The organism is Pseudomonas sp. QTF5, assembly GCF_000512695.2.
Lineage (GTDB): Bacteria > Pseudomonadota > Gammaproteobacteria > Pseudomonadales > Pseudomonadaceae > Aquipseudomonas.
The window spans coordinates 211,135-235,579 of sequence record NZ_AZRW02000002.1; the positions used below are offsets into that span (position 1 = coordinate 211,135).

The 24,445-nt window shown below is 59.9% G+C and carries 27 protein-coding genes; 12 read left to right on the plus strand and 15 right to left on the minus strand.

What is annotated here, in order from left to right; genetic code table 11:
* Positions 1 to 5 precede the first annotated feature (5 nt).
* Positions 6 to 1,166 carry a muconate cycloisomerase family protein gene (locus IC37_RS02585; protein WP_177409367.1) on the minus strand — a complete coding sequence of 387 codons (1,161 nt, stop codon included), beginning with the start codon at positions 1,164 to 1,166 and terminating at the stop codon, positions 6 to 8.
* A gap of 127 nt (positions 1,167 to 1,293) precedes the next feature.
* Here IC37_RS02585 and IC37_RS02590 point away from each other — a divergent pair, with 127 nt between their 5' ends.
* Positions 1,294 to 2,184, plus strand: a complete 891-nt coding sequence (locus IC37_RS02590; protein ID WP_030130611.1) for a LysR family transcriptional regulator — start codon at positions 1,294 to 1,296, stop codon at positions 2,182 to 2,184.
* Here IC37_RS02590 and IC37_RS02595 read toward each other — a convergent pair.
* The 5 genes from IC37_RS02595 to IC37_RS02610 all read right to left on the minus strand — a co-directional run bounded on the left by IC37_RS02595 (position 2,181) and on the right by IC37_RS02610 (position 5,067).
* Positions 2,181 to 2,432 carry a DUF1652 domain-containing protein gene (locus tag IC37_RS02595; protein ID WP_030130610.1) on the minus strand — a complete coding sequence of 84 codons (252 nt, stop codon included), beginning with the start codon at positions 2,430 to 2,432 and terminating at the stop codon, positions 2,181 to 2,183. The two genes, IC37_RS02590 and IC37_RS02595, sit on opposite strands and share 4 nt — an antisense overlap.
* 132 nt (positions 2,433 to 2,564) lie before the next feature.
* Positions 2,565 to 3,464 (minus strand): polysaccharide deacetylase family protein, encoded by a 900-nt coding sequence (locus IC37_RS02600; RefSeq protein WP_030130609.1) that lies wholly within the window; start codon positions 3,462 to 3,464, stop codon positions 2,565 to 2,567.
* A gap of 369 nt (positions 3,465 to 3,833) precedes the next feature.
* Complete coding sequence (locus IC37_RS30040) at positions 3,834 to 3,992, minus strand: hypothetical protein (protein ID WP_177409368.1); 159 nt, start codon at positions 3,990 to 3,992, stop codon at positions 3,834 to 3,836.
* A 65-nt stretch (positions 3,993 to 4,057) separates the two neighbouring features.
* Positions 4,058 to 4,369, minus strand: coding sequence for an AzlD domain-containing protein (locus IC37_RS02605; RefSeq protein WP_162830927.1), 312 nt, complete (start codon positions 4,367 to 4,369; stop codon positions 4,058 to 4,060).
* Positions 4,369 to 5,067: an AzlC family ABC transporter permease gene (locus tag IC37_RS02610; RefSeq protein ID WP_030130608.1), complete on the minus strand. Its 699-nt coding sequence runs from the start codon at positions 5,065 to 5,067 to the stop codon at positions 4,369 to 4,371. The genes IC37_RS02605 and IC37_RS02610 overlap by 1 nt, the downstream gene beginning before the upstream one ends.
* Positions 5,068 to 5,460: 393 nt before the next feature.
* On the opposite strand from IC37_RS02610, the gene dapA reads away from it, so the two are divergent.
* Positions 5,461 to 6,336: a 4-hydroxy-tetrahydrodipicolinate synthase gene (gene dapA / locus IC37_RS02615; protein WP_030130607.1), complete on the plus strand. Its 876-nt coding sequence runs from the start codon at positions 5,461 to 5,463 to the stop codon at positions 6,334 to 6,336.
* Between the two features lie 60 nt (positions 6,337 to 6,396).
* Positions 6,397 to 6,783 carry a DUF2784 domain-containing protein gene (locus IC37_RS02620; protein ID WP_030130606.1) on the plus strand — a complete coding sequence of 129 codons (387 nt, stop codon included), beginning with the start codon at positions 6,397 to 6,399 and terminating at the stop codon, positions 6,781 to 6,783.
* Between the two features lie 15 nt (positions 6,784 to 6,798).
* Here the strand turns inward: IC37_RS02620 and IC37_RS02625 are convergent, their stop codons facing one another.
* A complete protein-coding gene (locus IC37_RS02625; protein ID WP_030130605.1) occupies positions 6,799 to 8,376 on the minus strand; it encodes a sensor domain-containing diguanylate cyclase in 1,578 nt (525 codons plus the stop codon).
* A 148-nt stretch (positions 8,377 to 8,524) separates the two neighbouring features.
* Positions 8,525 to 9,052: a DUF3087 domain-containing protein gene (locus IC37_RS02630; RefSeq protein WP_030130604.1), complete on the minus strand. Its 528-nt coding sequence runs from the start codon at positions 9,050 to 9,052 to the stop codon at positions 8,525 to 8,527.
* A 214-nt stretch (positions 9,053 to 9,266) separates the two neighbouring features.
* Between IC37_RS02630 and ppnN the strand changes: the two genes are divergently transcribed.
* Complete coding sequence (gene ppnN / locus IC37_RS02635) at positions 9,267 to 10,640, plus strand: nucleotide 5'-monophosphate nucleosidase PpnN (RefSeq protein ID WP_030130603.1); 1,374 nt, start codon at positions 9,267 to 9,269, stop codon at positions 10,638 to 10,640.
* A gap of 254 nt (positions 10,641 to 10,894) precedes the next feature.
* Here ppnN and IC37_RS02640 read toward each other — a convergent pair whose 3' ends face one another.
* From IC37_RS02640 to IC37_RS02650, 3 genes are all read right to left on the minus strand, one after another.
* On the minus strand, positions 10,895 to 11,254 hold the full coding sequence (locus tag IC37_RS02640) for a DUF6124 family protein (protein ID WP_030130602.1): 360 nt from the start codon (positions 11,252 to 11,254) through the stop codon (positions 10,895 to 10,897).
* Between the two features lie 518 nt (positions 11,255 to 11,772).
* Positions 11,773 to 13,200, minus strand: coding sequence for an FAD/NAD(P)-binding protein (locus IC37_RS02645; protein WP_030130601.1), 1,428 nt, complete (start codon positions 13,198 to 13,200; stop codon positions 11,773 to 11,775).
* Between the two features lie 47 nt (positions 13,201 to 13,247).
* Positions 13,248 to 13,811 carry a helix-turn-helix domain-containing protein gene (locus IC37_RS02650; RefSeq protein WP_030130600.1) on the minus strand — a complete coding sequence of 188 codons (564 nt, stop codon included), beginning with the start codon at positions 13,809 to 13,811 and terminating at the stop codon, positions 13,248 to 13,250.
* Between the two features lie 15 nt (positions 13,812 to 13,826).
* On the opposite strand from IC37_RS02650, the gene IC37_RS02655 reads away from it, so the two are divergent.
* The 7 genes from IC37_RS02655 (at position 13,827) to IC37_RS02685 (ending at position 21,179) form a co-directional block, all read left to right on the plus strand.
* Positions 13,827 to 14,831, plus strand: a complete 1,005-nt coding sequence (locus tag IC37_RS02655; protein ID WP_081729351.1) for a DMT family transporter — start codon at positions 13,827 to 13,829, stop codon at positions 14,829 to 14,831.
* Positions 14,832 to 15,103: 272 nt separating this feature from the next.
* Entirely contained in the window at positions 15,104 to 18,034 is a 2,931-nt protein-coding gene (locus tag IC37_RS02660; RefSeq protein WP_030130598.1) for a monovalent cation/H+ antiporter subunit A, read from the plus strand.
* Complete coding sequence (locus IC37_RS02665; RefSeq protein ID WP_008029186.1) at positions 18,034 to 18,378, plus strand: Na+/H+ antiporter subunit C; 345 nt, start codon at positions 18,034 to 18,036, stop codon at positions 18,376 to 18,378. Before IC37_RS02660 ends, IC37_RS02665 begins: the two co-directional genes overlap by 1 nt.
* Complete coding sequence (locus IC37_RS02670) at positions 18,375 to 20,060, plus strand: monovalent cation/H+ antiporter subunit D (protein WP_030130597.1); 1,686 nt, start codon at positions 18,375 to 18,377, stop codon at positions 20,058 to 20,060. Before IC37_RS02665 ends, IC37_RS02670 begins: the two co-directional genes overlap by 4 nt.
* Entirely contained in the window at positions 20,057 to 20,545 is a 489-nt protein-coding gene (locus tag IC37_RS02675; RefSeq protein ID WP_030130596.1) for a Na+/H+ antiporter subunit E, read from the plus strand. The genes IC37_RS02670 and IC37_RS02675 overlap by 4 nt, the downstream gene beginning before the upstream one ends.
* Positions 20,542 to 20,820 (plus strand): K+/H+ antiporter subunit F, encoded by a 279-nt coding sequence (locus tag IC37_RS02680; protein ID WP_030130595.1) that lies wholly within the window; start codon positions 20,542 to 20,544, stop codon positions 20,818 to 20,820. The genes IC37_RS02675 and IC37_RS02680 overlap by 4 nt, the downstream gene beginning before the upstream one ends.
* Positions 20,817 to 21,179, plus strand: coding sequence for a Na+/H+ antiporter subunit G (locus IC37_RS02685; RefSeq protein ID WP_030130594.1), 363 nt, complete (start codon positions 20,817 to 20,819; stop codon positions 21,177 to 21,179). Before IC37_RS02680 ends, IC37_RS02685 begins: the two co-directional genes overlap by 4 nt.
* 144 nt (positions 21,180 to 21,323) lie before the next feature.
* On the opposite strand, the gene IC37_RS02690 is transcribed toward IC37_RS02685, so the two are convergent.
* The 4 genes from IC37_RS02690 to IC37_RS02705 form a co-directional block, all read right to left on the minus strand.
* Entirely contained in the window at positions 21,324 to 21,761 is a 438-nt protein-coding gene (locus tag IC37_RS02690; RefSeq protein WP_030130593.1) for a DUF3995 domain-containing protein, read from the minus strand.
* 139 nt (positions 21,762 to 21,900) lie between these two features.
* Positions 21,901 to 22,917 carry an ABC transporter substrate-binding protein gene (locus IC37_RS02695; RefSeq protein ID WP_030130592.1) on the minus strand — a complete coding sequence of 339 codons (1,017 nt, stop codon included), beginning with the start codon at positions 22,915 to 22,917 and terminating at the stop codon, positions 21,901 to 21,903.
* A gap of 119 nt (positions 22,918 to 23,036) precedes the next feature.
* Positions 23,037 to 23,240 (minus strand): hypothetical protein, encoded by a 204-nt coding sequence (locus IC37_RS02700; RefSeq protein WP_030130591.1) that lies wholly within the window; start codon positions 23,238 to 23,240, stop codon positions 23,037 to 23,039.
* Positions 23,240 to 23,710 (minus strand): hypothetical protein, encoded by a 471-nt coding sequence (locus IC37_RS02705; protein ID WP_007907879.1) that lies wholly within the window; start codon positions 23,708 to 23,710, stop codon positions 23,240 to 23,242. Before IC37_RS02705 ends, IC37_RS02700 begins: the two co-directional genes overlap by 1 nt.
* Positions 23,711 to 24,120: 410 nt before the next feature.
* Here IC37_RS02705 and IC37_RS02710 point away from each other — a divergent pair, with 410 nt between their 5' ends.
* On the plus strand, positions 24,121 to 24,369 hold the full coding sequence (locus IC37_RS02710; RefSeq protein WP_081729350.1) for a hypothetical protein: 249 nt from the start codon (positions 24,121 to 24,123) through the stop codon (positions 24,367 to 24,369).
* Positions 24,370 to 24,445 lie beyond the last annotated feature (76 nt).

The following is a 24,445-nucleotide window of genomic DNA, read 5'->3' on the forward strand; positions in this document are numbered from 1 at the left end:
CCTCCTCAGGCTTGATGAACGGTAGTGGATATAGCAATAGAAACTTTGTCCCGACGGAAAAACGCCAGGCGCTCTTCATCCAGGCTCAGGCCCAGCCCCGGTGTTTGCGGGACGTGCAGTTGGAAATCGCGATAGACCAATGGCTCGCTGAGAATGTCTTCGGTCAGCAGCAGCGGGCCGAACAACTCGGTATCCCAGCTCAGTGTGTTGAGCGTGATGAAGGCATGGGCCGAGGCCAGCGTGCCGATACCGCCTTCGAGCATGGTGCCGCCGTACAGGCCGATACCGGCCGCCTCGGCAATCGCGGCGGTTCGCAGCACGGCGCGTGGGCCGCCGTTCTTGGCGATTTTCAGGGCGAACACCGAAGCTGCGCCCTCGCGCGCGAGATTGAAGGCGTCCTCTACGCACTCGATGGATTCATCGGCCATGATCGGCGCCGGGCTCATGGCATTCAGGCGAACCATGCCGGCGCGGTTATTGCGCGAAATCGGTTGTTCGATCAGGTCGATGCCGTTGCTGCCGAGAATCCGGCAGGCGCGCAACGCGACCGCTTCGTCCCAGGCCTGATTGACATCGACCCGCACGCTGGCGCGATCGCCCAGCGCCTTTTTGATCGCAATGACGTGGGCCAGGTCGCGGTTGACCTCGCCTGCGCCGATTTTCAGCTTGAAGATCCGATGGCGGCGCAAGTCGAGCATTTTTTCCGCTTCGGCGATGTCCTTGGCAGTGTCGCCGCTGGCCAGGGTCCAGGCTACCGGCAGCGCATCGCGAACGCGGCCGCCCAGCAGTTCGCTGACCGGCAGGCCGAGGCGCTTGCCCTGGGCGTCGAGCAAGGCGCTTTCGATACCCGATTTGGCGAAGGTGTTGCCACGAATACTGCGCTCCAGGCGCAACATCGCGGCATTCACATTGCCGCTGTCCTGGCCAAGCAGTAGTGGCGCGAAGTGTTTGTCGATGTTGGTCTTGATGCTGTCCGGGCTTTCGTTGCCATAGGCCAGACCGCCAATGGTGGTCGATTCACCGACCCCTTCAATACCGTCGGCACAGCGCACAAGAATGATCACCAGTGTCTGGTTCTGCATCGTATGCATCGCCAGCTTGTGCGGGCGAATGGTCGGCAGATCGACGATGATCGTCTCGATCGATTCAATGGCAGTTGCACGCATGTCGATACCCGTCAGGTTCTTAAAGTTCTGGAACGGATTCTCGTACGGCTTTTTCCGGGCGGCCAATATAGAATTGGTCTGGCTCGATACCTTAAAGGTATTTAACCGATCAACGTCCGGAGGCCTCATGGAACTGCGTCACCTGCGGTATTTTCAGGTGCTGGCTCAAACCCTCAACTTCACCCGCGCCGCCGAACTGCTGCACATCGCCCAACCACCGCTGAGCCGGCAGATTCAGCAGCTGGAAGACGAGCTCGGGGTGCTTCTGCTGGAACGCGGCCGACCGCTGAAGCTGACTGACGCCGGGCGGTTTTTCCATGAACATTCCACCGCCCTGCTCGAACAGTTGGGCAAGGTGTGCGACAACACACGGCGGATTGGTTTGGGCGAAAAGACCTGGCTGGGCATAGGCTTTGCGCCATCGACCCTCTATGGCGTGCTGCCGGAACTGATTCGCCGACTGCGCAGCGGCGAGCCGCTGGCGCTTGAGTTGGGGCTCTCGGAAATGACTACGTTGCAACAGGTGCAGGCGCTCAAGGCCGGGCGCATCGACATTGGTTTCGGGCGAATCCGCATCGACGACCCGGCGATCATCCAGACTGTTTTGACTGAAGACCGGCTGGTCGCCGCCCTCCCCGCCGGCCATCCATTACTGGCCGGACCGATCAGCCTTCGTGACCTGGCAAAAGAACCCTTCGTGCTCTACCCCGGCAACCCGCGACCCAGCTACGCCGACCACGTGATCGCGTTATTCGAATCCTATGGCGTGCACATCAACGTGGCGCAATGGACCAATGAGCTGCAAACAGCGATCGGTCTGGTGGGTGCGGGAATCGGGGTGACGTTGGTGCCGGCCTCAGTGCAGTTGCTGCACCGCGACGACATTGGCTTCACCCCGGTGCTGGAAGACAACGCCACCTCGCCGATCATCCTAAGCAGGCGCGTGGGCGATGTATCGCCGGGGTTGAATCATTGTTTGCAGATGATCGATGAACTGCTGCCGCGCGACAGGCTCTAGGCCATTACACCCGCGAAGGCTCGGCGCCCGGCGCGCATTTCAGTGCGAAGTTCGCCGATCAGGTTGGAAATATCACGGACACTGGTCAACTCGTCAGGCGATACTCCGGTGATCAACAACTCAATCCGCCCGGTGGTGCCATTAAAGACCTTGATCCGCAATGTTTCATCGCGATTTACGGTGCATTCGCAGGACAGCGGTTTGAAACCGGACTCGACAATTTGGCAAAGCTGCGCAAGTGGAACCATGGCGGACGCCCTCGTGGACGGTTTTCCGATTGGATCCACTCAGCGTAGATCAACTTCAATGATCCCGCGCAAGCGAGCTAACAATTAGTGTTAGCTACTTCTCACATTGAACAATCAATCGTCCGGCATCGTTCAGTGGCTATCCCCGTCCCATAACCAGTTCCAGATCCCTGGTAACTCAACTGCCTCTGAACTGTCATGGACAGTACGCGCCATGGCCGCCCGCTGCAGCGCTGCCGTGTCGTCGTAAAACGCTTTCTGTGCCGTGGTCATTCCCGTAGCACGGGCGCTGTCGAGCAGGATTTGCAGATATTCGCGGGTATGCCGGGCGGTATAGCGATTCAAGTCGTGAAAGGTCACCACCACCGGAATCACCCCATCCACCGTCGGCAACTCACCGAGGGCGATGCGCTCGCGGACTTCGGACAGTTGCCGCAGCAGATTGGCCCGTCGACGAAAGCTTGCGTTGAAGCCCCAGATCTTGCCGTCATTGGCGCTAAGGTCGGTCAGCAGTATGTGCATGCCATGCTGTTGATAGGCCGCGAAGGTGCGCTTGTCGTAGTTCCAGAATGGCGGACGCACCAAGGTCGGCGAAGCGCCAGTGATCGCGGCGATGTCTGCGCTGCCATTGCCGAGCGACTGCTCCAGTTCTTCCGGGTCCAGAGAGCGATGGTTGGTGTGCCGGGGCGTGGCCGTATGGAAACCCAACAGGTGACCTTCGGCATGCTCGCGCCGCATGATCTGCCGGCCCGCATCACTGCCACCGGCGCGGGAGGCACGGGTCTGCACGAAGAACACCGCTTTAATGTCGGGTTGCAGCGGATTACGCGCGAGGCTGTCGAGCACGGTGACCGTCGGGTTGTAGAAACCGGACGCGCTGGGCCCGTCGTCGAAGGTCAGCAGAAAGCGGATCGGCGCTTGTGTGCGCAGACCCTGTTGCGTCTGCGGCGTCATTTCAATGGGCGCGGCGATGCAGCCAAACAGGCCGACTGCGATGGCGAACGCGGAGAGAACCTTGACCAACTGCTTCATGTTTTGTCTTGGACCAGACCTTTCGGTCATCACGTTTAATGGCAAAAACCCCTCGCCCATTCATCCCTCGACCGGCCCGCAGATCACTGCAAGCCGGGGTTGGATAAGGGTACACAGTGTTTGGTTCCAGCGCCCGCTCCCGCGGCTTGCTGTTTTTTTCGGTACATTCCTTCTGCATGCAGCAGGCGCATTGTCCCCTCTTACCTGTGGGAGCGGGCTTGCTCGCGAATGCGGTGTGCCATTCAGAATTGATATTGACTGACACACCGCTTTCGCGAGCAAGCCCGCACACAGGTGATTACATTTCAGGCATTGGAAACCCAAAAGCCCCGCTATCCATGGCGGGGCTTTTGGGTATTTACAAGCCGATCAGGGTTTCAGCGGGCGCTCCTGGTCGCGGTCCGACAGCTCTTTACCGTCGTCAGGATGCTTCCAGTCCGGCCTCGAACGCCTCTGCCGCTCGAGTTCCTCCTCAGTCGGTTCATCGATGTCCTCATCCGGGTCCGGACGCTTTGGTTCAGTGACCATGTCCACCTCCTGTCCTCAAAGGATCAGCCCTCTATTAAGCGTAGAACAGTTTCGGATGGGACGACTCAGAGCCACCACCGCAGCAAAAAGAAGAACCCCATGCTCAATAACATGCTGAGCAAGGTGTTGCGGGTGTAAAGCACCAGGCCCACGGCCACCAGCGAACTGATCAGGTAGGGGTTGTCCCACTGCAGGTTCAACTGTTTGTCCGGCATGAACACAATCGGCCCGCAGATCGCGGTGAGCATGCCCGGCACCGCGAAACCGAGGAACTGTCGGGCATTGCTGCTCAAGCGCACCGGCAGTCGAGGCTCGAGAAATACGTAGCGGTTCAGGAATACCAGCAGGCCCATCCCGATAATCACAGCCCAGACCATCATGTGCGCCCCACATAGAGTTTGTTGCAGAGAAAGCCTGCAGTCATGCCCGCCAACCCCGCCAACACCAGCGCCGAGCCCCATTGCCAATAGCTGAACAGCACCGAACAGAACAGCGAGACCGCCACGCAGACCACCGTGGGAACGTTGCGCACCACCGGCGTGATCAAGGCGATAAAAGTCGCCGCGATGGAGAAGTCCAGCCCCAGCTGTTCAAGGCCCGGAATGCTGCTGCCCAGCACAATGCCCGCCAGGGTGAAGAGGTTCCACGCGATATAAAACGTCAGGCCCACGCCCAGGGCGTACCAGCGGTTGAACTGCTGTTTGTCATGCTGACTGGTCAGGGCGAACAACTCGTCGGTGAGCAAAAAGCCCAGGCCCACACGCCAGCGACCCGGCAACGGGGAAATTACCGAACGCATGCTCATCCCGTAAAGCAGATGCAGGGAGGTCAGCAACAATGTGGTCAACAGAATCGAAAAGACCCCGGCACCGCCCTTGAGCATGCCGATGGCGACCAATTGCGCCGCGCCGGCAAACACGATGCTCGACAGCCCCTGGCCTTGCAGCGGTGTGAGATTGGCCTCGATGGCCATGGATCCGGCCAGCAACCCCCAAGGCGCGGTCGCCAGGGACAACGGCATGATGGCCGCGGCACCGCGAAGGAATGCACTGCGCGGCATGAGTGAGTTGGACATAACGCTCTGCAACCAGGGAAAGACCCCCAGACTGTGCCAGCAGTCGCGGTGGATGGCTTGAACAATCTTGCGCACTTGCCCGCAACCGCTGCTGATTTTCGAGATTGACAAACATCGCGCCGACTTTTAAAACTGAGCACCTCATTCAGGGTGTAAGCAATCATGTCCGCAACCTTCAACCTCAACACTGTCGTCATTGGCTTGAATGCCAAGGCGCAAGGTTGTGTTGCGCACGCCCTTAAATCGAAGAAACAGTCGCTCATGTGACCGGGGCGCGCTGTCCCGTCAGATGAGCTGACAGGACATTGAGCGCGGCGGACACTCCCTCCTCTTGCTGACTTCCTTCTACGCTTCTGACGGTGACGAAATCGGTCAACCTTCAGGAGAAAGTGCATGTCATCGTTTCAAGGTATCTGGGTTCCCATCGTTACGCCGTTTCACAATGGCGCGATCGACTTCGACGGATTGCGGCGGCTGGTCAGTCATCTGCTGGAAAAAGGCGTCGATGGCATTGTGGTCTGTGGCACCACCGGGGAAGCCGCGGCGCTGGGCAAACATGAGCAACTGGCAGTGCTCGATGCGGTGCTGGAACAGGTAGCGCCAGAACGTGTGGTCATGGGCCTGGCCGGCAACAATCTCGCCGAGCTGCTGCAATTGCAGAGCGAGATTCTGAAACGTCCTCTGGCGGGTTTGCTGGTTCCACCGCCGTACTACATCCGCCCTTCCCAGGCCGGCCTCGAAGCTTTTTTCAAGACCGTCGCCGATGCTTCCAGCGTCCCGGTCATTCTCTACGACATTCCCTATCGCACCGGCATAGCCTTCGAACAGGCGACCCTGCTGCGGATCGTCGCCCACGAGCGGATCGTCGCGATCAAGGACTGCGGCGGCAATCCCGCCACCACTCTTGCGCTGCTCTCCAGCGGCAAAGTCGACGTGCTGTGCGGTGAAGACAATCAGATCTTCGGCGCTTTGTGTCTGGGTGCCAAAGGCGCGATTGCCGCCTCGGCCCATGTTCATCCCGAGCTGTTCGTGAGGTTGTATCAACAGATCCGCGACAACCAGTTAGCGGCCGGCCGAACGACCTTCTTCCAGTTGCTGCCACTGATTCACAGCCTGTTCATCGAGCCCAATCCTGCCCCGGTGAAAACTGCCCTGGCCCTTGAGGGGTTGATCCACGACGAACTGCGCGCGCCGATGCAATGCAGCAGCGAAGCCACGGCGGTGCGTTTGAAAGGAGTACTGGCCCTGCTTGAAAACAGCAATCGATAGAGCACAAGTACCCAGCCCGAGTACCATGGAGTGATTCACATAACGCGTCAGAGAATCGACATGCTTTACCGAATCGCTGCCGACGGGCTGGTGCTGTCTCACTTGCTGTTCATTCTGTTCGTGCTGTTCGGCGGGCTGCTGGTGCTCAAATGGCACCATTTGGTCTGGTGGCACCTGCCCGCCGCTGCGTGGGGAGTGATCGTGGAAGTTTTCCACCTGACGTGCCCACTGACCGAATGGGAAAACCTCATGCGCCAAGCGGCCGGGCAAACCGGTTACGGCGGCGGTTTTATCGAACATTACGTGTGGCCGATTATCTATCCGGCCGGGCTCACCCCCACGATTCAGCTGGGGTTGGGCAGCGTGGTGCTGGCGATCAACGTGCTGATCTATCTGCGGCTGATCCGTTTATGGAAGTTGCGGCACCCGACCCGTTCAGGACAGTAACCGGTCTGGTTGAATTCAGTTGGCGATGACGCTCATGTTCCGGCCACTGGCCTTGGCCACGTACAGCGCCTTGTCCGCTGCACCGATCAAATCTTCGGGCTGGCTCTGCGCCGTCTGGTTGTAGGCACAGACCCCAAGACTGACCGTGACGATGCCTTCGGGACTGCCGCTATGCTTGATGTCCATTTGCTGAACCGCGCGCCGGATCTTTTCCGCCACCAGAAACGCCCCCACATAATCGGTGCCGGGCAGCACCACCGTAAACTCCTCGCCACCGAAACGGGCAGCAAGATCGCCGGGGCGCTGGATGTTGTCGGTGATGATGGTGCTGAGCTTGCGCAAACACTCATCGCCCGCCAGATGTCCGTAGTGATCATTGAAACTCTTGAAATGATCGACATCGATCATCAGCAACGCAAGGCTGGTATGGGTACGCCTGGCACGGCCCATTTCCGCCAGGATGAACAAATCGAATTGACGCCGGTTGGAAAGCCCGGTCAGGGCATCCTCCAGAGCCAGCAACTTGAGGCTCTGGTTGACCTCAATGAGTTTTTCCTGAGCCTCCAGCAATTCGCTCTGAATATGATTCTGCTGCTTCATGACGCGGATCAGGCGATAGCCGAGAACGCCCAGAAACCCCAGCAGCAATGAGACGATGCCCGCACTGAGTATCGACTCCTGCCGCCAGCCAGCCAGGACTTCAGCCTTGTCGAGCGCGGCAAAAACGATAAGGGGATAACCCTCGACCCGCCGAAACCCCACCACCCGTTCCACCCCGTCCACATAGGATTTGACGATGGCTGTTCCGAAATTGCCCTTGGGCAACAGCTGGGTAAACAGCGGCCCCTTGGCGACGTTGGTACCGATATCGGCTTCGTTGAACGGGCGGCGAACGACAATGCTGGCGTCGTCGGCGATCAAATTGACCACCCCGTTACTGCCCATGTCGATGCTGTTGTACAGGTCCAGGAAATGGTTGAGATAGATCGAAGCCGCCACCACGCCGGCAAATCGGCCATCGGCGTGATTGATCCGGCGTGACACAGTCATGACCCACTCACCGGTAGAGCGACTTCTTATCGACGGACCGATATGAGGACCGCGGTCGGGATGATCACGGTGGTAGATGAAATATTCACGGTCAGAGTTATTGGCATCGGGCAGCACAGCATTATTGGAGTTAGCGAGCCAACGCCCTTCTTCGTCATAAACGAACAGTCCATGGAGTTGCGCCAGTTCACTGCGCTGGGCGTGAAGCAAACGTTGCAGTCGGGGAAGTTTCTCCGATTCCATGCCGTCGTTTTCGAGGCGGTCCACCAAGGTAAACAGCAGCGTATCGGCCTGCTTGATCGAGGCCTGCGCCTGCGAGGCCAGGGTTTGCGCCAGATTGGACATCTCCACTTCGCTGCCGCGCAAATGATACTGACGCGCGTTCCAGCCTTCGCCGATCACAATGGCCGTCATGGACAGGCACACCGCAATGAGCAGGAAGACGGCGTATCGAACCTTGAGCCTCGACTCAACCTGCCCAGATACCCAAGGCGTGGCGAACCGGGTGTTTTCAATACGATCTCTGACGGACGGATGCCCCATGACGCTCCCTTAATCCCTTATGACATGGCGAATTTTCCCGTTCGCCCTTTAGCACCCGCCAGCCGTGCCTGGTGCTCAAGTCATTACAACCCGACAACGATACGATAGGTGATTTGCACGAAAACGCTTATTGAATCATGCCTGTCTGTTACAGCGGTATCTGTTTCACCGCCTCAAGCCAGGCCGGATTCAATTGCGTCTGTTCAGTCTCGATGCCCAGCATTTCCATCCGCGCCTTGTGCTGGTCCATCTCACGGGTCAGCTGGCTATGGTCGCTGGAGTTGCCGTCCAACTGGTGCATCTGGCTAAGTCCCAAGTGATAAAAACGCAGCAGCTTCATGGCGCTCGGATCGCCCTTCTCCACCGCCGCCGTCACCTGGTGCATGACGTTGGTGATGCTCATCAGGCTGCGTTTGAGCTGCCAACCGTACACCGCTGGCGCCATCCATTCCTGGGTCCGGAACTTGCCGCGTATCAGCGCCGCCATCAGCAATAACCCGGCAAACACGCCGCCCACGTTAAAACGCAGATTGTCACCGCCGGGCTCACCGAACAGCGCCACCGCTGCCGTGGACAGCACCATCGCCAGCACCAGGAACATCAGGGCGATGATCACCGTGCTGCGCCGCGTCTGGCGTCGATAGACCTGGGCATTCATCGGCTGTATTTCGAACATCGCGGCAGGCTTCCTTGGGTGTGAGAACAAAAAGAGTGCGAGGCATTATCGCCTCCCGTAAGGATTTAGCTATGCTGGAGCTCCTTTTCATCTTTGCATCGTCAAACGGGGACATGGCGATACAGCGCGGTTCGTGCCATCTTCATCATGGATACACACTATTCGGATGCCATGCGCCATTGCTGGCGGGTGACATCGTTTTAAGGATCATTGAATGACCCAACGACATGTAATCAACGCCTCGGTCAGCCCTAAAGGCAGCCTGGAAACACTGTCCCAACGTGAAGTACAGCAACTGAGCGAAGCCTCATCCGGAATCACCTACACCCTGTTTCGCCAGTGCGCCCTGGCCATCCTCAATACCGGCGCCCACGTCGATAACGCCAAGACCATTCTGGAAGCCTACAAAGACTTCGAAATCCGCATTCACCAGCAAGACCGTGGCGTACGCCTGGAGCTGCTGAACGCTCCGGCCGACGCTTTCGTCGACGGCGAAATGATCGCCAGCACCCGCGAAATGCTCTTCAGCGCCCTGCGCGACATCGTCTACACCGAAAACGAACTCGACGCCTTGAGCATCGACCTGAGCACCTCCCAAGGCATCAGCGACTACGTCTTCCACTTGCTGCGCAACGCCCGCACCCTGCGCCCCGGCGTCGAACCGAAAATCGTGGTGTGCTGGGGCGGCCACTCGATCAACACCGAAGAATACAAATACACCAAGAAAGTCGGCCACGAACTCGGTTTGCGCAGCCTGGACATCTGCACCGGTTGCGGCCCGGGCGTGATGAAAGGCCCGATGAAAGGCGCGACCATCGCCCACGCCAAGCAGCGCATCCACGGCGGCCGCTACCTCGGCTTGACTGAACCCGGGATTATCGCCGCCGAAGCGCCGAACCCGATCGTCAACGAACTGGTGATCCTGCCGGACATCGAAAAACGTCTGGAAGCCTTCGTCCGCGTCGGCCACGGCATCATCATTTTCCCCGGTGGCGCGGGCACGGCCGAAGAATTCCTGTACCTGCTCGGCATCCTGATGCACCCGGACAACGAAGGCCTGCCCTTCCCCGTGGTTCTCACCGGGCCGAAAAGTGCCGCGCCGTACCTGGAGCAGTTGCACGCCTTCGTCGGTGCCACCCTCGGTGAAGCCGCGCAGCAGCACTACGAGATCATCATCGACGACCCGATTGAAGTGGCGCGGCAAATGACTCAGGGCCTCAAAGAGGTCAAACAGTTCCGTCGCGAGCGCAACGACGCGTTCCATTTCAACTGGCTGCTGAAGATCGACGAAGGCTTCCAGCGCCCGTTCGACCCGACCCACGCCAACATGGCCAACCTGCAACTGAGCCGCAACCTGCCCTCCCACGAACTGGCCGCCAACCTGCGCCGCGCGTTCTCCGGCATCGTCGCCGGCAACGTCAAGGACAAGGGCATCCGCCTGATCGAAGAACACGGGCCGTACCAGATCCGTGGCGATGCCGCCGTCATGCAGCCGCTGGACAAACTGCTCAAAGCCTTCGTCGCCCAGCACCGGATGAAACTGCCGGGCGGCGCGGAATATGTGCCGTGTTATCGGGTAGTGGCTTAATACGCAAAACCCTGTGGGAGCGGGCTTGCTCGCGAAGGCGGCGTAACAGTCGACATCTCTGTTGAATGTTAAGCAGCTTTCGCGAGCAAGCCCGCTCCCACACTTTGACAAGAAACCCCGCGTGATGCGGGGTTTTGATCGTTCCCACGCTCTGCGTGGGAATGCAGCCCGGGACGTTCCGCGCCCCTTCCAGAGCCGAACGCAGAGCGTCCGTTGAGGCATTCCCACGCAGAGCGTGGGAACGATCATCCTCGCTAGCCTCGTGGATCGAGGTTATCCAGCACCCGGTTGACTGCCAACTCCCCAAGCATGACCACCTGTTGAATCCCCAACATCATGTTGCGATGTGGCATGTCCATCAACCCGGCGCACTCACTGAGCATCATGCTCGCTGACGCCAGGGATTCGCAGGCGTTGACCAGCAGGGTTTCGTTATCGACCTCGGTGCCGACATGGTAAATGGTGCTGGGTTTGCGCTTGGTGTCTTTGGGGATGGGCGGCTTGAGGTAGTGATCGAGGGCGCGGTCGGCGGCTTCGTGGAGTTTTTTTGAATCGAGGGATTCGTAGGGGGACGTCGGATCGGTTTCCGGCGGGTTGGGTGTAGGTTTGATCATCGATGAAGCTCCTAGAGTCATGGAGCTGCCACGGTTCGCTGCGAGACGAAAGGAGGTGGCAGCTATACGCAGGTCGCAGACCGGGACTCTAGAACCGGCAGACCCGAAGGTCTCCCACGTACAGCCGCCATAACATGAGGACAGGCATACCTGTTCACGAAAGGAGGATGTTGTGCGTCTAGAGATACACGGGCTGCGAGACCCGATCGCTGATTCGTCAGCGACCCGGAAACGATAGAGCCCGCCCCCAAGGCGCACAAGCCGGCGGATTCTGGCGCAGTCGTAGGCAACGGCGCAAGGCTGTGTAGCCTGGGTGAGTATCTGGAAGTGTCGTTTAAACAGGGCTTGTTTAGTGGTCTGACGGTGGGTCTTGTGGTGGATGGGCCGGCCTCTTCGCGAGCAAGCCCGCTCCCACAGAGGATCTTCGGTGAACACACTATCTGTGTACTCCTGAGATCAAATGTGGGAGCGGGCTTGAACTCGCGAAGAGGCCCGAAAAAACACCCTCCAACTTTCGGTCAATCCGCCAATCGCGCCGCAAGAGACTTGGCCTGGCTCGCCACGTCGGTCACTGCCGTACTCTCCCACCACATCCCGCGCAACGGTGGGCCCATGGCGAACAAACGGCTGGCGACCTGTCCATCCGCGCTTAATACCGCGCCGTCATCGGCGGCGGCAATGCCCAACGCCAATGGCCCCGGCCGTACCAGCCCGCGCACCAATAATTGCTGCGGTAACGGTCGAGCAACCCGTCGCCAGTCATACTCGATGCCACTGGAGTTAATCAGCGCAGCACCGTGCACCACGCAGGTTTCGGCCTCGCCACGGCGACGGATGCGGATATTCACCCCGCCGGCCGATGAAGGCTCCAACCCTTTGAACGATGCAGCCTGAATCCGCAACCGCCCTTCCCCATGCAGCCGAGCCACCAACTCGGCACTCAACGGCGGCGAGCGATGGTGATGGCTTTCCCACCACGGCCGCACATGCCGCACAAACTGCCGACGTTGCACATCCGTCGCCTGACTCCACAACCGCCCGATGTGCGCCCGCACGGTGTCGAGCGGCGCTTGCCAGTCAATGCCCTGGGCGATGGCGTCGCGGCAATGCCGACGCAGTTCGCGCATCAACTGACGCGGTGTGCGAATGCTGTGATCCTCGGCCAAAAAGTCCGCCCAAACCGGCGGCTGCCGACGCACATGAGGCAATAGCCCATGCCGGGAAAACACTTCGATCGGCCCGCGATGCCCGGCCTGTTCCAGCGACACCACGGCATCGACCATGGTCAGGCCCGAGCCGATGATCAGCACTGTCGACTGTGGATCGAGCTGACGCATGGCGGTCACATCCCATGGATCAAGCGCCACTGCGTTCAAGCCACTGGATTCGGCTTGCGGCGTGCGCGCGGCTGCAAACATTCCCGTGGCCAACACCGCATAAGCACCTTGCAAATGCCGGCCATCATTCAAGGTCAAGCGCACCGAATCGATATCAGTCTGCACATCGACCACTTCCGCGCGCACATGCTCCACCGTAGAGCCGTACCGAGCGCCCACCGCCTGCGCTTCGGCCAGACGCTGCTGCACATAGACGCCGAACAACCCGCGCGGCGGAAACAATTCGCTGATCGGCACATGCTGCTGATCCGACTCCGGCCAGCCACCGGCCGCGATGTATTCGGTCAGCCATTGAGTCAAATCATCAGCGTTGTCGGGATCGACGCTCATCCGCGCCGCGTTGCCGTTGAGCGTATGGCCCAACTCCACCGCGCTGTAGGCCTCGCCTCGACCGAGTTCGGCCCGGGGTTCGATCACCAGCACCTGACGTTTGCCCGGCAAACGCAACAATTGCGCCGCCAACATCGCGCCACTCAGGCCGCCGCCGATGATCAGGATGTCCGCGTGGCAGCTGGCGTCGGTCGCCTGTCCGCTGGGGGTGTCAGTCATGGCGCTCATTGGCTTGTCTCTCATCCATGGACCCTATTAGTAAACAGTCAGATCACCACATTACGCACAAACCGCGCCGCCACTTCCCCATCATTGCGATAGGAATGCGGCTGGTTGCTGGCGAACATGAAGAACTCGCCAGCAGCAATTTTCTGCGGCTGATCGCCGAGCATCAGGGTCAAGCAACCTTCAAATACATAAAGCTGTTCGCTATAGCCTTCGGCATCCGGCTCAGAGGGGTAATGTTCGCCCGGTTCGAGTCGCCATTCCCAGAGTTCCACTTCCCGGGTGGCGATGGCTTTGGCCAGCAACACCGCTTTACTGCCGGGGATGGTACCGGCCCAGGCCAGTTCGTTGATGCGGCTCGGGTCGCGGGCGTCGGGGGCCTGGATCAGGTCGCTGAAGGCTACATCCAGCGCTTCGGCCACGCGGTCAAGGGTGGTCAGGCTGACATTCTTCTCGCCAGCCTCGATGGCCACCAGCATCCGGCGGCTGACCCCGGACTTTTCGGCCAAAGCGGTCTGGCTCATGTCGGCGGCGTGGCGCAGACGTCGAACGTTCTGGCTGACGTGCTGGAGAACCGACGCCCGTTGGGTGGAATCTTTGTGCACTATATTGCTCACTGAGTGGTGTTGCGCAGTATACTGCCCAACTTCCGGCGCATTGTGCGTCTCCCTCAGGTAGCGCGCAAGGTCATGACGTCGGTGAACTCCTCCCCTGCTTCCCCCCGTTTCTCACGGTTCAGCAAAGCTGAGTGCGTGTTGGTGCTGATCACCATGTTCTGGGGCGGGACCTTTTTGCTGGTGCAGCATGCGATGACTGTCAGCGGGCCGATGTTTTTCGTCGGTCTGCGTTTTGCTGCGGCAGCGATTATCGTTGCCCTGTTCTCCTGGCGTCATCTGCGCGAACTGACCCTGTTCGAACTCAAGGCAGGGTCGTTCATCGGCGTGGCGATCATGCTCGGTTACGGCTTGCAGACCGTGGGTTTGCAGAGCATTCCCAGCAGTCAGTCGGCGTTCATTACCGCGCTGTATGTGCCGTTCGTGCCGTTGCTGCAATGGCTGGTGCTGGGGCGGCGGCCGGGCTTGATGCCGAGCATCGGGATCATGCTGGCCTTTACCGGGCTCATGCTGTTGTCCGGACCTGCCGGCGCTTCGTTCAATTTCAGCCCCGGTGAAATCGCCACATTGATCAGCGCCGTGGCGATTGCGGCGGAGATCATTCTGATCAGCACCTATGCCGGCCAGGTCGACGTGCGTCGGGTGACGGTGGTGCAACTGGCAGTGACTTCGGTGCTGGCATTTCTGATGGTGGTGCCGACTCGGGAAGTGATTCCGGGGTTCTCCTGGTTGTTGTTGTGCAGCGCATTGGGGCTGGGCGCGACGAGTGCGGCGATTCAGGTGGCAATGAACTGGGCGCAGAAGAGTGTGTCGCCGACGCGGGCGACGTTGATCTATGCCGGGGAGCCGGTGTGGGCCGGGATTGTCGGGCGGATTGCCGGGGAGCGGTTGCCGGCGATTGCGTTGGTGGGCGCGGGGTTGATTGTAGCGGCGGTGATTGTCAGTGAGTTGAAGACTAAGGGTAAGGCGGTAGTGACTGAGGAAGAGTTGGAACAAGAAACACAGGGATAGGCGTGAAGTCTGCGGTGATTGACAGATAGCCTTCGCGAGCAAGCCCGCTCCCACATGGGATCAGTGGTGTGTCGCAATTACGTGCACACCGGCAATCCAATGTGGGAGCGGGCTTGCTCGCGAAGGGGTCGGAACGGTTGAAACCGGCCTTTCGAAACAAGGAAAAACAGGAATTTTCCGTTTACCTCGTAGGATTCTGCGACAGCTTGGCGTTTGGTGATCCGGGAGCTGGCACGTATGATGCTTCACAAACTTCCGCAGATTAGAAGCCTATGTCTCTGATAGTTCTACTGCTTCTGCCTTTTATCGGCAGCTGTCTGGCCGCCTTGCTGCCGCACAACGCGCGTAACACCGAATCGCTGTTAGCTGGCTTGGTTGCCTTGATCGGCACCGTCCAGGTCGCCCTCTTGTACCCGCAAATCGCCCATGGCGGTGTGATCCGCGAAGAGTTCTTCTGGCTACCGAGCCTGGGCTTGAACTTCGTTCTACGCATGGACGGTTTCGCCTGGCTGTTCTCGATGCTGGTGCTGGGCATCGGCACGCTGGTTTCTCTGTACGCCCGTTATTACATGTCACCGGACGATCCGGTGCCGCGGTTCTTCGCGTTTTTCCTGGCGTTCATGGGCGCCATGCTGGGGTTGGTGATCTCCGGCAACCTGATCCAGATCGTGTTTTTCTGGGAGCTGACCAGCCTCTTCTCATTCCTGCTGATCGGCTACTGGCACCACCGCGCCGATGCACGACGTGGCGCCTATATGGCATTGATGGTCACCGGCGCCGGCGGTTTGTGTTTGCTGGCGGGGGTCATGCTGCTCGGCCATGTGGTCGGCAGCTATGACCTGGACAACGTCCTGGCCGCCGGCGAGCTGATTCGCGCACATGCCCTCTACCCTATTCTGCTTCCCCTGATCCTGATCGGCGCCCTGAGCAAAAGTGCGCAATTCCCCTTCCACTTCTGGCTGCCCCACGCCATGGCGGCGCCGACACCGGTTTCGGCTTATCTGCACTCGGCGACCATGGTCAAGGCCGGGGTCTTCCTGCTCGCACGCCTGTGGCCGTCGCTGTCCGGCAGTGAAGAATGGTTCTACATCGTCAGCGGGGCCGGGGCCTGCACCCTGTTGCTCGGCGCTTACTGCGCGATGTTTCAGAACGACCTCAAGGGCCTGCTGGCCTACTCGACCATCAGCCACCTGGGCCTGATCACTTTGCTGTTGGGTCTGAACAGTCCGTTGGCCGCCGTGGCCGCGGTGTTCCACATTCTCAACCACGCCACGTTCAAGGCCTCGCTGTTCATGGCCGCCGGGATCATCGACCACGAAAGCGGCACCCGGGACATTCGCAAACTCAGCGGCCTGATCAAACTGATCCCGTTCACCGCCACCCTGGCCATGGTCGCCAGCGCGTCCATGGCGGGCGTACCGCTGCTCAACGGTTTCCTGTCAAAAGAGATGTTCTTCGCCGAAACCGTGTTCATCAACGCGACGGCCTGGATCGAGATGACCCTGCCGATCGTCGCGACCATCGCCGGGACGTTCAGCGTGGCCTATTCCCTGCGCTTCACCGTCGACGTGTTCTTTGGCCCGACCGCCACCGACCTGCCGCACACCCCACACGAGCCGCCACGCTGGATGCGCGCGCCGGTGGAATTGCTGGTGTTCACCTGTCTGGTGGTGGGGATTTTCCCCGCTCAAGTGGTCGGCCCGTTGCTCGCGGCGGCGGCATTGCCGGTGGTGGGCGGCACGCTGCCCGAGTACAGCCTGGCGATCTGGCACGGCTGGAACGCGCCGATGATCATGAGTCTGATCGCCATGTCCTGCGGCATCATCCTCTATCTGCTGCTGCGCAATCAGCTCAAGCGCGGGCGCTTCGTCTATCCGCCAATCATTGGCCGGTTCAATGGCAAGCGTCTGTTCGAGCGCAGCCTGGTGATCATGATGCGCCTGGCCCGTCGTCTGGAGCGGCGGATCAACACCCGGCGCCTGCAAACCCAATTGTTCCTGGTGGTGCTCGCCGCAGTACTGGCCGGGTTGATCCCGATGTTGCACAGCAACCTGAGCTGGGGCGACCGGCCGAAAATCCAGGGCTCGATCGTGTTCGTGATTCTCTGGCTGCTGGCGATTGCCTGTGCCCTCGGCGCGGCGTGGCAAGCCAAGTATCACCGGCTCGCGGCCCTGACCATGGTCAGCGTCTGCGGTCTGATGACCTGCGTGACCTTCGTCTGGTTCTCCGCGCCAGACCTCGCCCTGACGCAATTGGTGGTCGAAGTAGTCACCACGGTGTTGATCCTCCTCGGTCTGCGCTGGCTGCCGCGACGGATCGAAGAGGTCTCGCCGTTGCCGAGCAGCCTGCGCAAGGCACGCATCCGCCGTATCCGCGACTTGCTGCTGTCGATCGCGGTCGGTGGCGGCATGGCATTACTGTCCTACGCAATGCTGACTCGCCAGACGCCCAACGACATTTCCTCGTTCTACCTCAGTCGCGCCCTGCCCGAAGGCGGCGGCAGCAACGTGGTCAACGTGATGCTGGTGGACTTCCGTGGCTTCGACACCCTCGGCGAAATCACCGTGCTGGTGGCCGTGGCCCTGGCCGTGTTCGCCCTGCTGCGACGCTTCCGCCCACCGAAAGAAAGCCTGCAGCTGCCGGCCCAACAGCGCTTGCTGGCACCCGACGTGGTCACCGATCTGGTCAACCCGCGTCACGCCAGCGACACCGCGCTCGGTTTCATGATGGTCCCAGCGGTGCTGGTCCGTCTGCTGCTGCCGATTGCGTTTGTGGTGTCGGTTTACCTGTTCATGCGCGGGCACAATCAACCCGGTGGCGGTTTCGTCGCCGGTCTGGTGATGTCGGTGGCGTTCATCCTGCAATACATGGTCGCCGGCACCCAGTGGGTCGAGGCGCAAATGAGCCTGCGGCCGCTGCGCTGGATGGGCACCGGGCTGCTGTTCGCCACGGTCACCGGGCTCGGGGCGATGGCGGCTGGCTATCCATTCCTCACCACCCACACCTGGCATTTCACATTGCCGCTACTGGGCGACATTCACATCGCCAGCGCGCTGTTCTTCGACGTCGGTGTGTACGCCGTGGTGGTCGGTTCGACGCTGTTGATCCTGACCGCCCTCGCCCACCAATCGGTACGCGGTCATAAAACCAGCGCGCAACCCAAGCCCGTGGCCAAAGCGGCTGCCACGCAAGGAGCCATCTGATGGAAGAAGTCATCGCAATCGCCATTGGCGTGCTGGCCGCGTCCGGCGTATGGCTGGTGCTGCGGCCACGGACGTTCCAGGTGGTCATGGGCCTGTGTCTGCTGTCCTATGGCGTCAACCTGTTCATCTTCAGCATGGGCAGCCTGTTCATCGGCAAGGAGCCGAACATCAAGGACGGCGTACCTCAGGATTTGCTGCACTACACCGACCCGTTGCCGCAAGCGTTGGTGCTGACCGCGATCGTCATCAGCTTCGCCATGACCGCGCTGTTCCTGGTGGTGCTGCTCGCCTCCCGGGGGCTGACCGGCACCGACCATGTGGATGGCCGGGAGCCTAAAGAATGAATCCGATGGCGCACCTGATCGCTGCACCGATTCTGCTACCGCTGCTGACCGCCGCGGTGATGCTGATGCTGGGCGAGAAACACCGCCCGTTAAAAGCCAAAATCAATCTGTTCTCCAGCCTGCTGGGGCTGGGCATTGCCGTGATGCTGCTGCAATGGACCCAAACCACCGACGTGCCCGGCTCCATCGGTGTGTACCTGCCGGGCAACTGGCAGGTACCGTTCGGGATTGTGCTGGTGGTCGATCGTCTGTCGGCGCTGATGCTGGTGCTGACCGGGATCATCGGCGTCAGCGCCCTGCTGTTCGCCATGGCCCGCTGGGACGGCGCCGGTTCGAGTTTCCACGCGCTATTCCAGATTCAGTTGATGGGCCTGTACGGCGCCTTCCTGACGGCAGACCTGTTCAACCTGTTCGTGTTTTTCGAAGTGCTGCTGGCCGCCTCTTACGGGCTGATGCTGCACGGTTCGGGCCGGGCGCGGGTGTCGTCGGGGCTGCATTACATCTCGATCAACCTGCTGGCCTCGTCGCTATTTCTGATTGGCGCGGCGCTGATCTACGGTGTCACCGGCACACTGAACATGGCCGATCTGGCGCTGAAAATCCCGTTGGTGCCGGAAGCCGATCGCGGCTTGCTGCATGCCGGCGCGGCAATTCTGGCGGTGGCGTTCCTGGCCAAAGCCGGGATGTGGCCGCTGAACTTCTGGCTGGTGCCGGCCTATTCCGCGGCCAGCGCGCCAGTGGCGGCAATGTTCGCGATCATGACCAAGGTCGGCGTCTACACCTTGTTGCGCCTGTGGACGCTGCTGTTCTCCGGGCAGGCCGGGGCATCCGCGTACTTCGGTGGCGACTGGCTGATCTACGGCGGCATGGCGACCATCGTCTGCGCCGCCGTGGCGATCCTCGCCGCGCAACGCCTGGAGCGTATGGCCAGCCTGAGCATTCTGGTATCGGCCGGCATTCTGTTGTCGGCCATCGGTTTCGCCCAACCGAACCTGATCGGCGCGGCGCTGTTCTATCTCGTCAGCTCGACCCTGGCCTTGAGCGCACTGTTCCTACTGGCGGAGTTGATCGAGCGCTCGCGTTCGGCCAACGAAATGCCGCTGTTCGATGACGGAGAGTTGCTTCCACAGCCCCTGGAATCCTTGCAGCCGCCCAAAGGCATCAACCTCGATGACGACCAGAAAGCCGTGGTCGGCCAGGTGATTCCCTGGACCATGGCTTTCCTCGGTTTGAGCTTTATCGCCTGCGCCTTGCTGATCATCGGCATGCCGCCGCTTTCCGGGTTCATCGGCAAACTCAGTCTGCTCAGCGCCCTGCTCAACCCGCTGGGTCTGGGCAATGGCAGCGACGAACCGGTATCGAACGGCGCGTGGGGTTTGCTCGTCCTGTTGATCCTGTCCGGGCTGGCCTCACTGATCGCTTTCGCGCGTTTGGGCATCCAGCGTTTCTGGACCCCGCAAGAACGCCCGTCGCCCTTGCTGCGGCGCTTGGAATGCGTGCCGATTGTCATTCTGCTGGGGCTGAGCATTGCGTTGACGTTCAAGGCTGAACCGCTGCTGCGCTACACCCAGGCCGCCGCTCAAGCGTTGAATAACCCGCAGCAATATGTGATGGCGGTGCTCGGCACCCGTGTGATTCCAGGCCCGCAAGCCAAGACAGCGCTGCTGGAGGTGCAACCATGAAGCGTCTGTTTCCTGCACCGTGGTTGTCGTTGGCGCTATGGCTGCTGTGGCTGGTTTTGAACCTGTCGATGAGCCCCGGCAATCTATTGCTGGGCGCCATGCTGGGGTTCTGCGCCCCCTTGATGATGCGCAAGCTGCGACCGTTGCCGATCCGCATTCGTCGTCCTGGGGTGATCCTGCGGTTGTTCTTGCTGGTCGGGCGCGATGTACTGGTGTCCAACCTCGCCGTGGCCTGGGGCGTACTCAATGCGGGCCGTCGTGCGCCTCGCTCGCGGTTCATCAAGGTGCCGCTGGACTTGCGCGATGCCAACGGACTGGCGGCGTTGTCGATGATCTGCACGGTGGTCCCCGGCACGGTCTGGTCGGAGCTGGCGCTGGATCGCAGCATTCTGTTGCTGCACGTTTTCGATCTGGATGACGAAAGCCAATTCATCCGGCACTTCAAGACGACCTACGAGCGCCCCTTGATGGAGATCTTCGAATGAGCGCATTGCTATCGAACGCGATCCTGCTGAGCCTGTTCCTCTTTTCGGTGGCGATGATTCTGACCCTGATCCGACTGTTCAAGGGCCCGTCGGCTCAGGATCGGGTTCTGGCCCTGGATTACCTGTACATCATCGCCATGCTGATGATGCTCGCGCCGGGCATTCGTTATGCCAGTGACACTTACTTCGAGGCGGCGCTGCTGATCGCTCTGTTCGGCTTCGTCGGCTCGTTTGCCCTGGCCAAATTCCTGCTGCGTGGCGAGGTGATCGAATGAGCACTGAACTGTCTTTGTGGGTGGAAATTGCAGTGGCGATTCTGCTGGTGCTCGGCAGTCTGTTTGCGCTGATCGGTGCGGTCGGGCTGCTGCGGATGAAGGATTATTTCCAGCGCATGCACCCGCCGGCGCTGGCCTCGACCTTGGGCGCATGGTGCGTGGCACTGGCGTCGATCATTTACTTTTCGGCGCTTAACTCGGCGCCGGTGCTGCATGCCTGGTTGATTCCGGTTCTGCTGTCGATCACCGTGCCCGTGACCACGCTGCTGCTGGCTCGGGCGGCGCTGTTTCGCAAGCGCATGGCGGGGGATGATGTGCCGGCTGAGGTGAGTAGTCGGCGGACGGAAACGGGGAGTTAAATCCGCGGGTTTTGTGTTGATTGATAGGGCCTCTTCGCGAGCAAGCCCGCTCCCACATTAGATTTGTTGTGTACGCATATTCTCTACACGACACAGATCCAATGTGGGAGCGGGCTTGCTCGCGAAGGCGACAGTCGTGTCACCCTAAATCCAGGCCACTGCCAACAACCCGGCCCCCAACACCACACACAACGGCGAATACGCCCACGTATCCAGCCGGGCAAACCTCGAACCCTTCTCCTGTTTGAAAAACCCCACCAAATTCGAATCACCGATCGCCCGGGCGAACATCAGCATCGCGATCGCGCTGATCACCCATTGCAGAGACCAGTGATGCACCGTGGGCAGATACAACCCGACCCGCAGGCACACCAGCATCGCGATCAGCAGTAAACCCACCGCCACCAGCAACGTGGCAAAGCCCGACGGCTTGAACGCGGGACTTGATGCCTCGCCACCCTCCACGGGCACGCGTGGCACCGCCGCCTCGCAGCCCCACTTGCCACCCGCCGCCCAGTACAGATGTACCAGGCTGATCAACAAAAAGATTGCAGCAATCCATTGCGCGACCAAAAGGCTCATATTCAGACATCCAGCGTGAAATGTTGCAGCAGGATGAACTTCCTTACGCGTATTTGTAAGGGTATTCGCTATCGACGGTAGCTTGGCTGCAAATGCGGTTATGTACACCCGAGAATTCCCGGGTGTACATAAATCGGTTTTATTTCAGGGCCGCAGAGACTTTGTCCGCCACATCCTTGGGCACCCAGGCCTGCCACACGTCCGGGTGCGCCTTCATGAACGCCTCCGCCGCTTGACGTGGCGGGGTGTGTTTTTCGCTCATGTCAGCCAGGGCCTTGTTCAACGCTTCGATCGGTAAATCGACCTTGGAGAAGAACTCGGCAATCTGCGGGTACTGTTTCTGGAATGGCGTGGACACGCCGATGGACAGCTTCGAGGGCAACGAACGTGTCGGTTTCGGATTGGGGTTGTCGGCGTCTGTCAGGGTTTTCCAGGCTTCGGCGTCGAACGGCGGTTCTTGCAGCTGAATCAGCTTGAAACGACCGAGCAACGGCGTCGGCGACCAGTAATAGAACAGCACCGGCTTACCGCGACGAATCGACGAACTGATCTCTGCGTCCAGCGCCGCCCCCGAACCACTGCGAAAGTTCACATAGCTGTCGTCCAGACCATACGCCTTGAGCTTCTGTTTGTTGACCACTTCCGACGTCCAGCCGATCGGGCTGTTGAGAAAACGCCCCTTGCCCGGGGTTTCCGGGTCTTTGAACACGTCTTTGTAGCGTGGCAGATCACTGATACTGCGCAGACCCGGCGCCATCGGCTTAATGCCCTTGGCCGGGTCGCCCTTGATCACGTACTCCGGCACCCACCAGCCCTCGGTGGCGCCCTTAACCGTATCGCCCAGGGCCGCGACTTTGCCCTCGGCCTCAGCCTTGACCCAGACCGGGCTGCGACCGGCCCATTCTTCGCCAATGACCTGGATGTCATTGTTGGCCAGTGCGGTCTCCAGGGTAATGGTTGTCCCCGGCAAAGTGTCGGTCGGCAAGCCATAGCCCTTCTCGACAATGATCCGCAGGATATCGGTGATCAGGCTGCCGCTTTCCCAGTTCAGGTCGGCGAAGTGGATCGGCGCCTGGGCAGCGAACGCCGGAACGGGTGAAGCCAACAAACCGAACGTGGCCAGGGTAGCGGCCAGTAACCGTCGAAATCCCTTCATGCTTTTGCACCTCGTGCTGTTCACAGCAATAGCAGGATGGCCTGACAAAGAAGACCGCAAGCCTCTGAATACTCAGTCATCTGACTGTAGTTGAGGTTCCTGCTTTCGAGGGGCGAGGATTAATTTTCGGAAGGTTCCTGCAAGCGTGCAAGCTCTCTTCTGACCATGCTGGCGTACGCCGCCGGACGCAACAGGTAGATCTGTGACGCCACCCAACTCAGCCAGGTTCCCTGTAGAACAGCCTTTTGAGCCAACAGACGCTGCGCCTCGGCGTGGGCACTGGCCTGGTTCTGCTCGTGGAAATCGGCGCGGGTCAGGGTCATTACTCGCTGGCCTTGAAGGTCACCAGTTCGCCCTTGCGCCACTTGGCAGCCTTGGCGGTCACGGCTTTCAGGGTTTTGGTCAGGCCTTCCTGCAATTGTTGGTGGGCCGCGAACACCATCACCACGCTATGACCTTCCTTGAACACAATGCCGTGGCCGTCTGCGGTGGTCACGAACGCGTAATCCCCCAGCCCGTATACCGTCAGTTTGATTTCGCGGAACTTGATGTCCAGCTTGCCGCCTTCGCGGCTGGGTAATACGGAGGCGCTGAAATGATCGCCGACCTTGAGTTTAAGCCCTGGTTTGTCATCCACCACCAGTGCTGATTCAGTGTCGAGCTCGGCAATGTAAATGCCTTCAGCGTTCTGTTCGGTGATGTAGACGAAACGTGACTGAAACTGTTTAACCAGCTTTGCGCGCAAATCACCCAGTACGAACAAAGCATGCATATCGAGATTACTTACTGCCAAGGAAACATCCCCACATCTGAAAATGACGCCATGCACCGGAAACGCGCACAGCAGAAAAAAGCGGCAATGCCGAGGTGTAGCCAAATGACCCGGGTCGAATCCTGGAATGAGCAGAGGCCCCATTCATCGCGAGGTTCGAGAAGATTACTGGAACATCCCTCACGTCGTCTTGCCTGGCGGTCGTCAGATGTTGAAGGAAAACGCCCTTCTGACGGCCAGATAAAACCGGATTACCAACTTTAGGGAAAAATCTCTTTAAAAAAAGCACTTTTCCGACATATCGCCAGTAAAAAATTGCTTTAGATGAGCGTCAATCGCCAACCATTGATGGCAATTCTAGAGCAGCCATGCTCACCGAGACTACCCATAACAACGTACACACGTCGGCAAAACCACGAAAAGGACTTCATATGTGCACACTGACTCACTTTGCCCAGCCTCACACACCGTACACAAACGGCTCGTTACCCCTGCATTCGATGGGGCTCCGCCAGCAGGACTTCCTGCCTGAAGAGCGTCTGCTCCCGCGTTTTCAGGTGGTATTGGCCGGCAACGCCTTTTTCCACATCAGGGAAATATCCACCGGACGTGTAAGAGGTTTCCGCGGCAATCATAACGAAGCCTGCGCCCTTGCCCGTTCACTCGAGGCGCGCGGCTGAGGCACCTGCCGCATTCACTTCTATAGACGTTTCGTCATGCCGGCGACTTAACTCAGCCGCCGGCAGGCAACTACTG

Coding starts and splice junctions, on each gene's coding strand:
- IC37_RS02585 (WP_177409367.1), bottom strand. CDS start 1,166: ATGCGTGCAACTGCCATTGAATCGATCGAGACGATCATCGTCGATCTG.
- IC37_RS02590 (WP_030130611.1), top strand. CDS start 1,294: ATGGAACTGCGTCACCTGCGGTATTTTCAGGTGCTGGCTCAAACCCTC.
- IC37_RS02595 (WP_030130610.1), bottom strand. CDS start 2,432: ATGGTTCCACTTGCGCAGCTTTGCCAAATTGTCGAGTCCGGTTTCAAA.
- IC37_RS02600 (WP_030130609.1), bottom strand. CDS start 3,464: ATGAAGCAGTTGGTCAAGGTTCTCTCCGCGTTCGCCATCGCAGTCGGC.
- IC37_RS30040 (WP_177409368.1), bottom strand. CDS start 3,992: ATGGTCACTGAACCAAAGCGTCCGGACCCGGATGAGGACATCGATGAA.
- IC37_RS02605 (WP_162830927.1), bottom strand. CDS start 4,369: ATGGTCTGGGCTGTGATTATCGGGATGGGCCTGCTGGTATTCCTGAAC.
- IC37_RS02610 (WP_030130608.1), bottom strand. CDS start 5,067: ATGTCCAACTCACTCATGCCGCGCAGTGCATTCCTTCGCGGTGCCGCG.
- dapA (WP_030130607.1), top strand. CDS start 5,461: ATGTCATCGTTTCAAGGTATCTGGGTTCCCATCGTTACGCCGTTTCAC.
- IC37_RS02620 (WP_030130606.1), top strand. CDS start 6,397: ATGCTTTACCGAATCGCTGCCGACGGGCTGGTGCTGTCTCACTTGCTG.
- IC37_RS02625 (WP_030130605.1), bottom strand. CDS start 8,376: ATGGGGCATCCGTCCGTCAGAGATCGTATTGAAAACACCCGGTTCGCC.
- IC37_RS02630 (WP_030130604.1), bottom strand. CDS start 9,052: ATGTTCGAAATACAGCCGATGAATGCCCAGGTCTATCGACGCCAGACG.
- ppnN (WP_030130603.1), top strand. CDS start 9,267: ATGACCCAACGACATGTAATCAACGCCTCGGTCAGCCCTAAAGGCAGC.
- IC37_RS02640 (WP_030130602.1), bottom strand. CDS start 11,254: ATGATCAAACCTACACCCAACCCGCCGGAAACCGATCCGACGTCCCCC.
- IC37_RS02645 (WP_030130601.1), bottom strand. CDS start 13,200: ATGACTGACACCCCCAGCGGACAGGCGACCGACGCCAGCTGCCACGCG.
- IC37_RS02660 (WP_030130598.1), top strand. CDS start 15,104: ATGTCTCTGATAGTTCTACTGCTTCTGCCTTTTATCGGCAGCTGTCTG.
- IC37_RS02665 (WP_008029186.1), top strand. CDS start 18,034: ATGGAAGAAGTCATCGCAATCGCCATTGGCGTGCTGGCCGCGTCCGGC.
- IC37_RS02670 (WP_030130597.1), top strand. CDS start 18,375: ATGAATCCGATGGCGCACCTGATCGCTGCACCGATTCTGCTACCGCTG.
- IC37_RS02675 (WP_030130596.1), top strand. CDS start 20,057: ATGAAGCGTCTGTTTCCTGCACCGTGGTTGTCGTTGGCGCTATGGCTG.
- IC37_RS02680 (WP_030130595.1), top strand. CDS start 20,542: ATGAGCGCATTGCTATCGAACGCGATCCTGCTGAGCCTGTTCCTCTTT.
- IC37_RS02685 (WP_030130594.1), top strand. CDS start 20,817: ATGAGCACTGAACTGTCTTTGTGGGTGGAAATTGCAGTGGCGATTCTG.
- IC37_RS02690 (WP_030130593.1), bottom strand. CDS start 21,761: ATGAGCCTTTTGGTCGCGCAATGGATTGCTGCAATCTTTTTGTTGATC.
- IC37_RS02695 (WP_030130592.1), bottom strand. CDS start 22,917: ATGAAGGGATTTCGACGGTTACTGGCCGCTACCCTGGCCACGTTCGGT.
- IC37_RS02700 (WP_030130591.1), bottom strand. CDS start 23,240: ATGACCCTGACCCGCGCCGATTTCCACGAGCAGAACCAGGCCAGTGCC.
- IC37_RS02710 (WP_081729350.1), top strand. CDS start 24,121: ATGTGCACACTGACTCACTTTGCCCAGCCTCACACACCGTACACAAAC.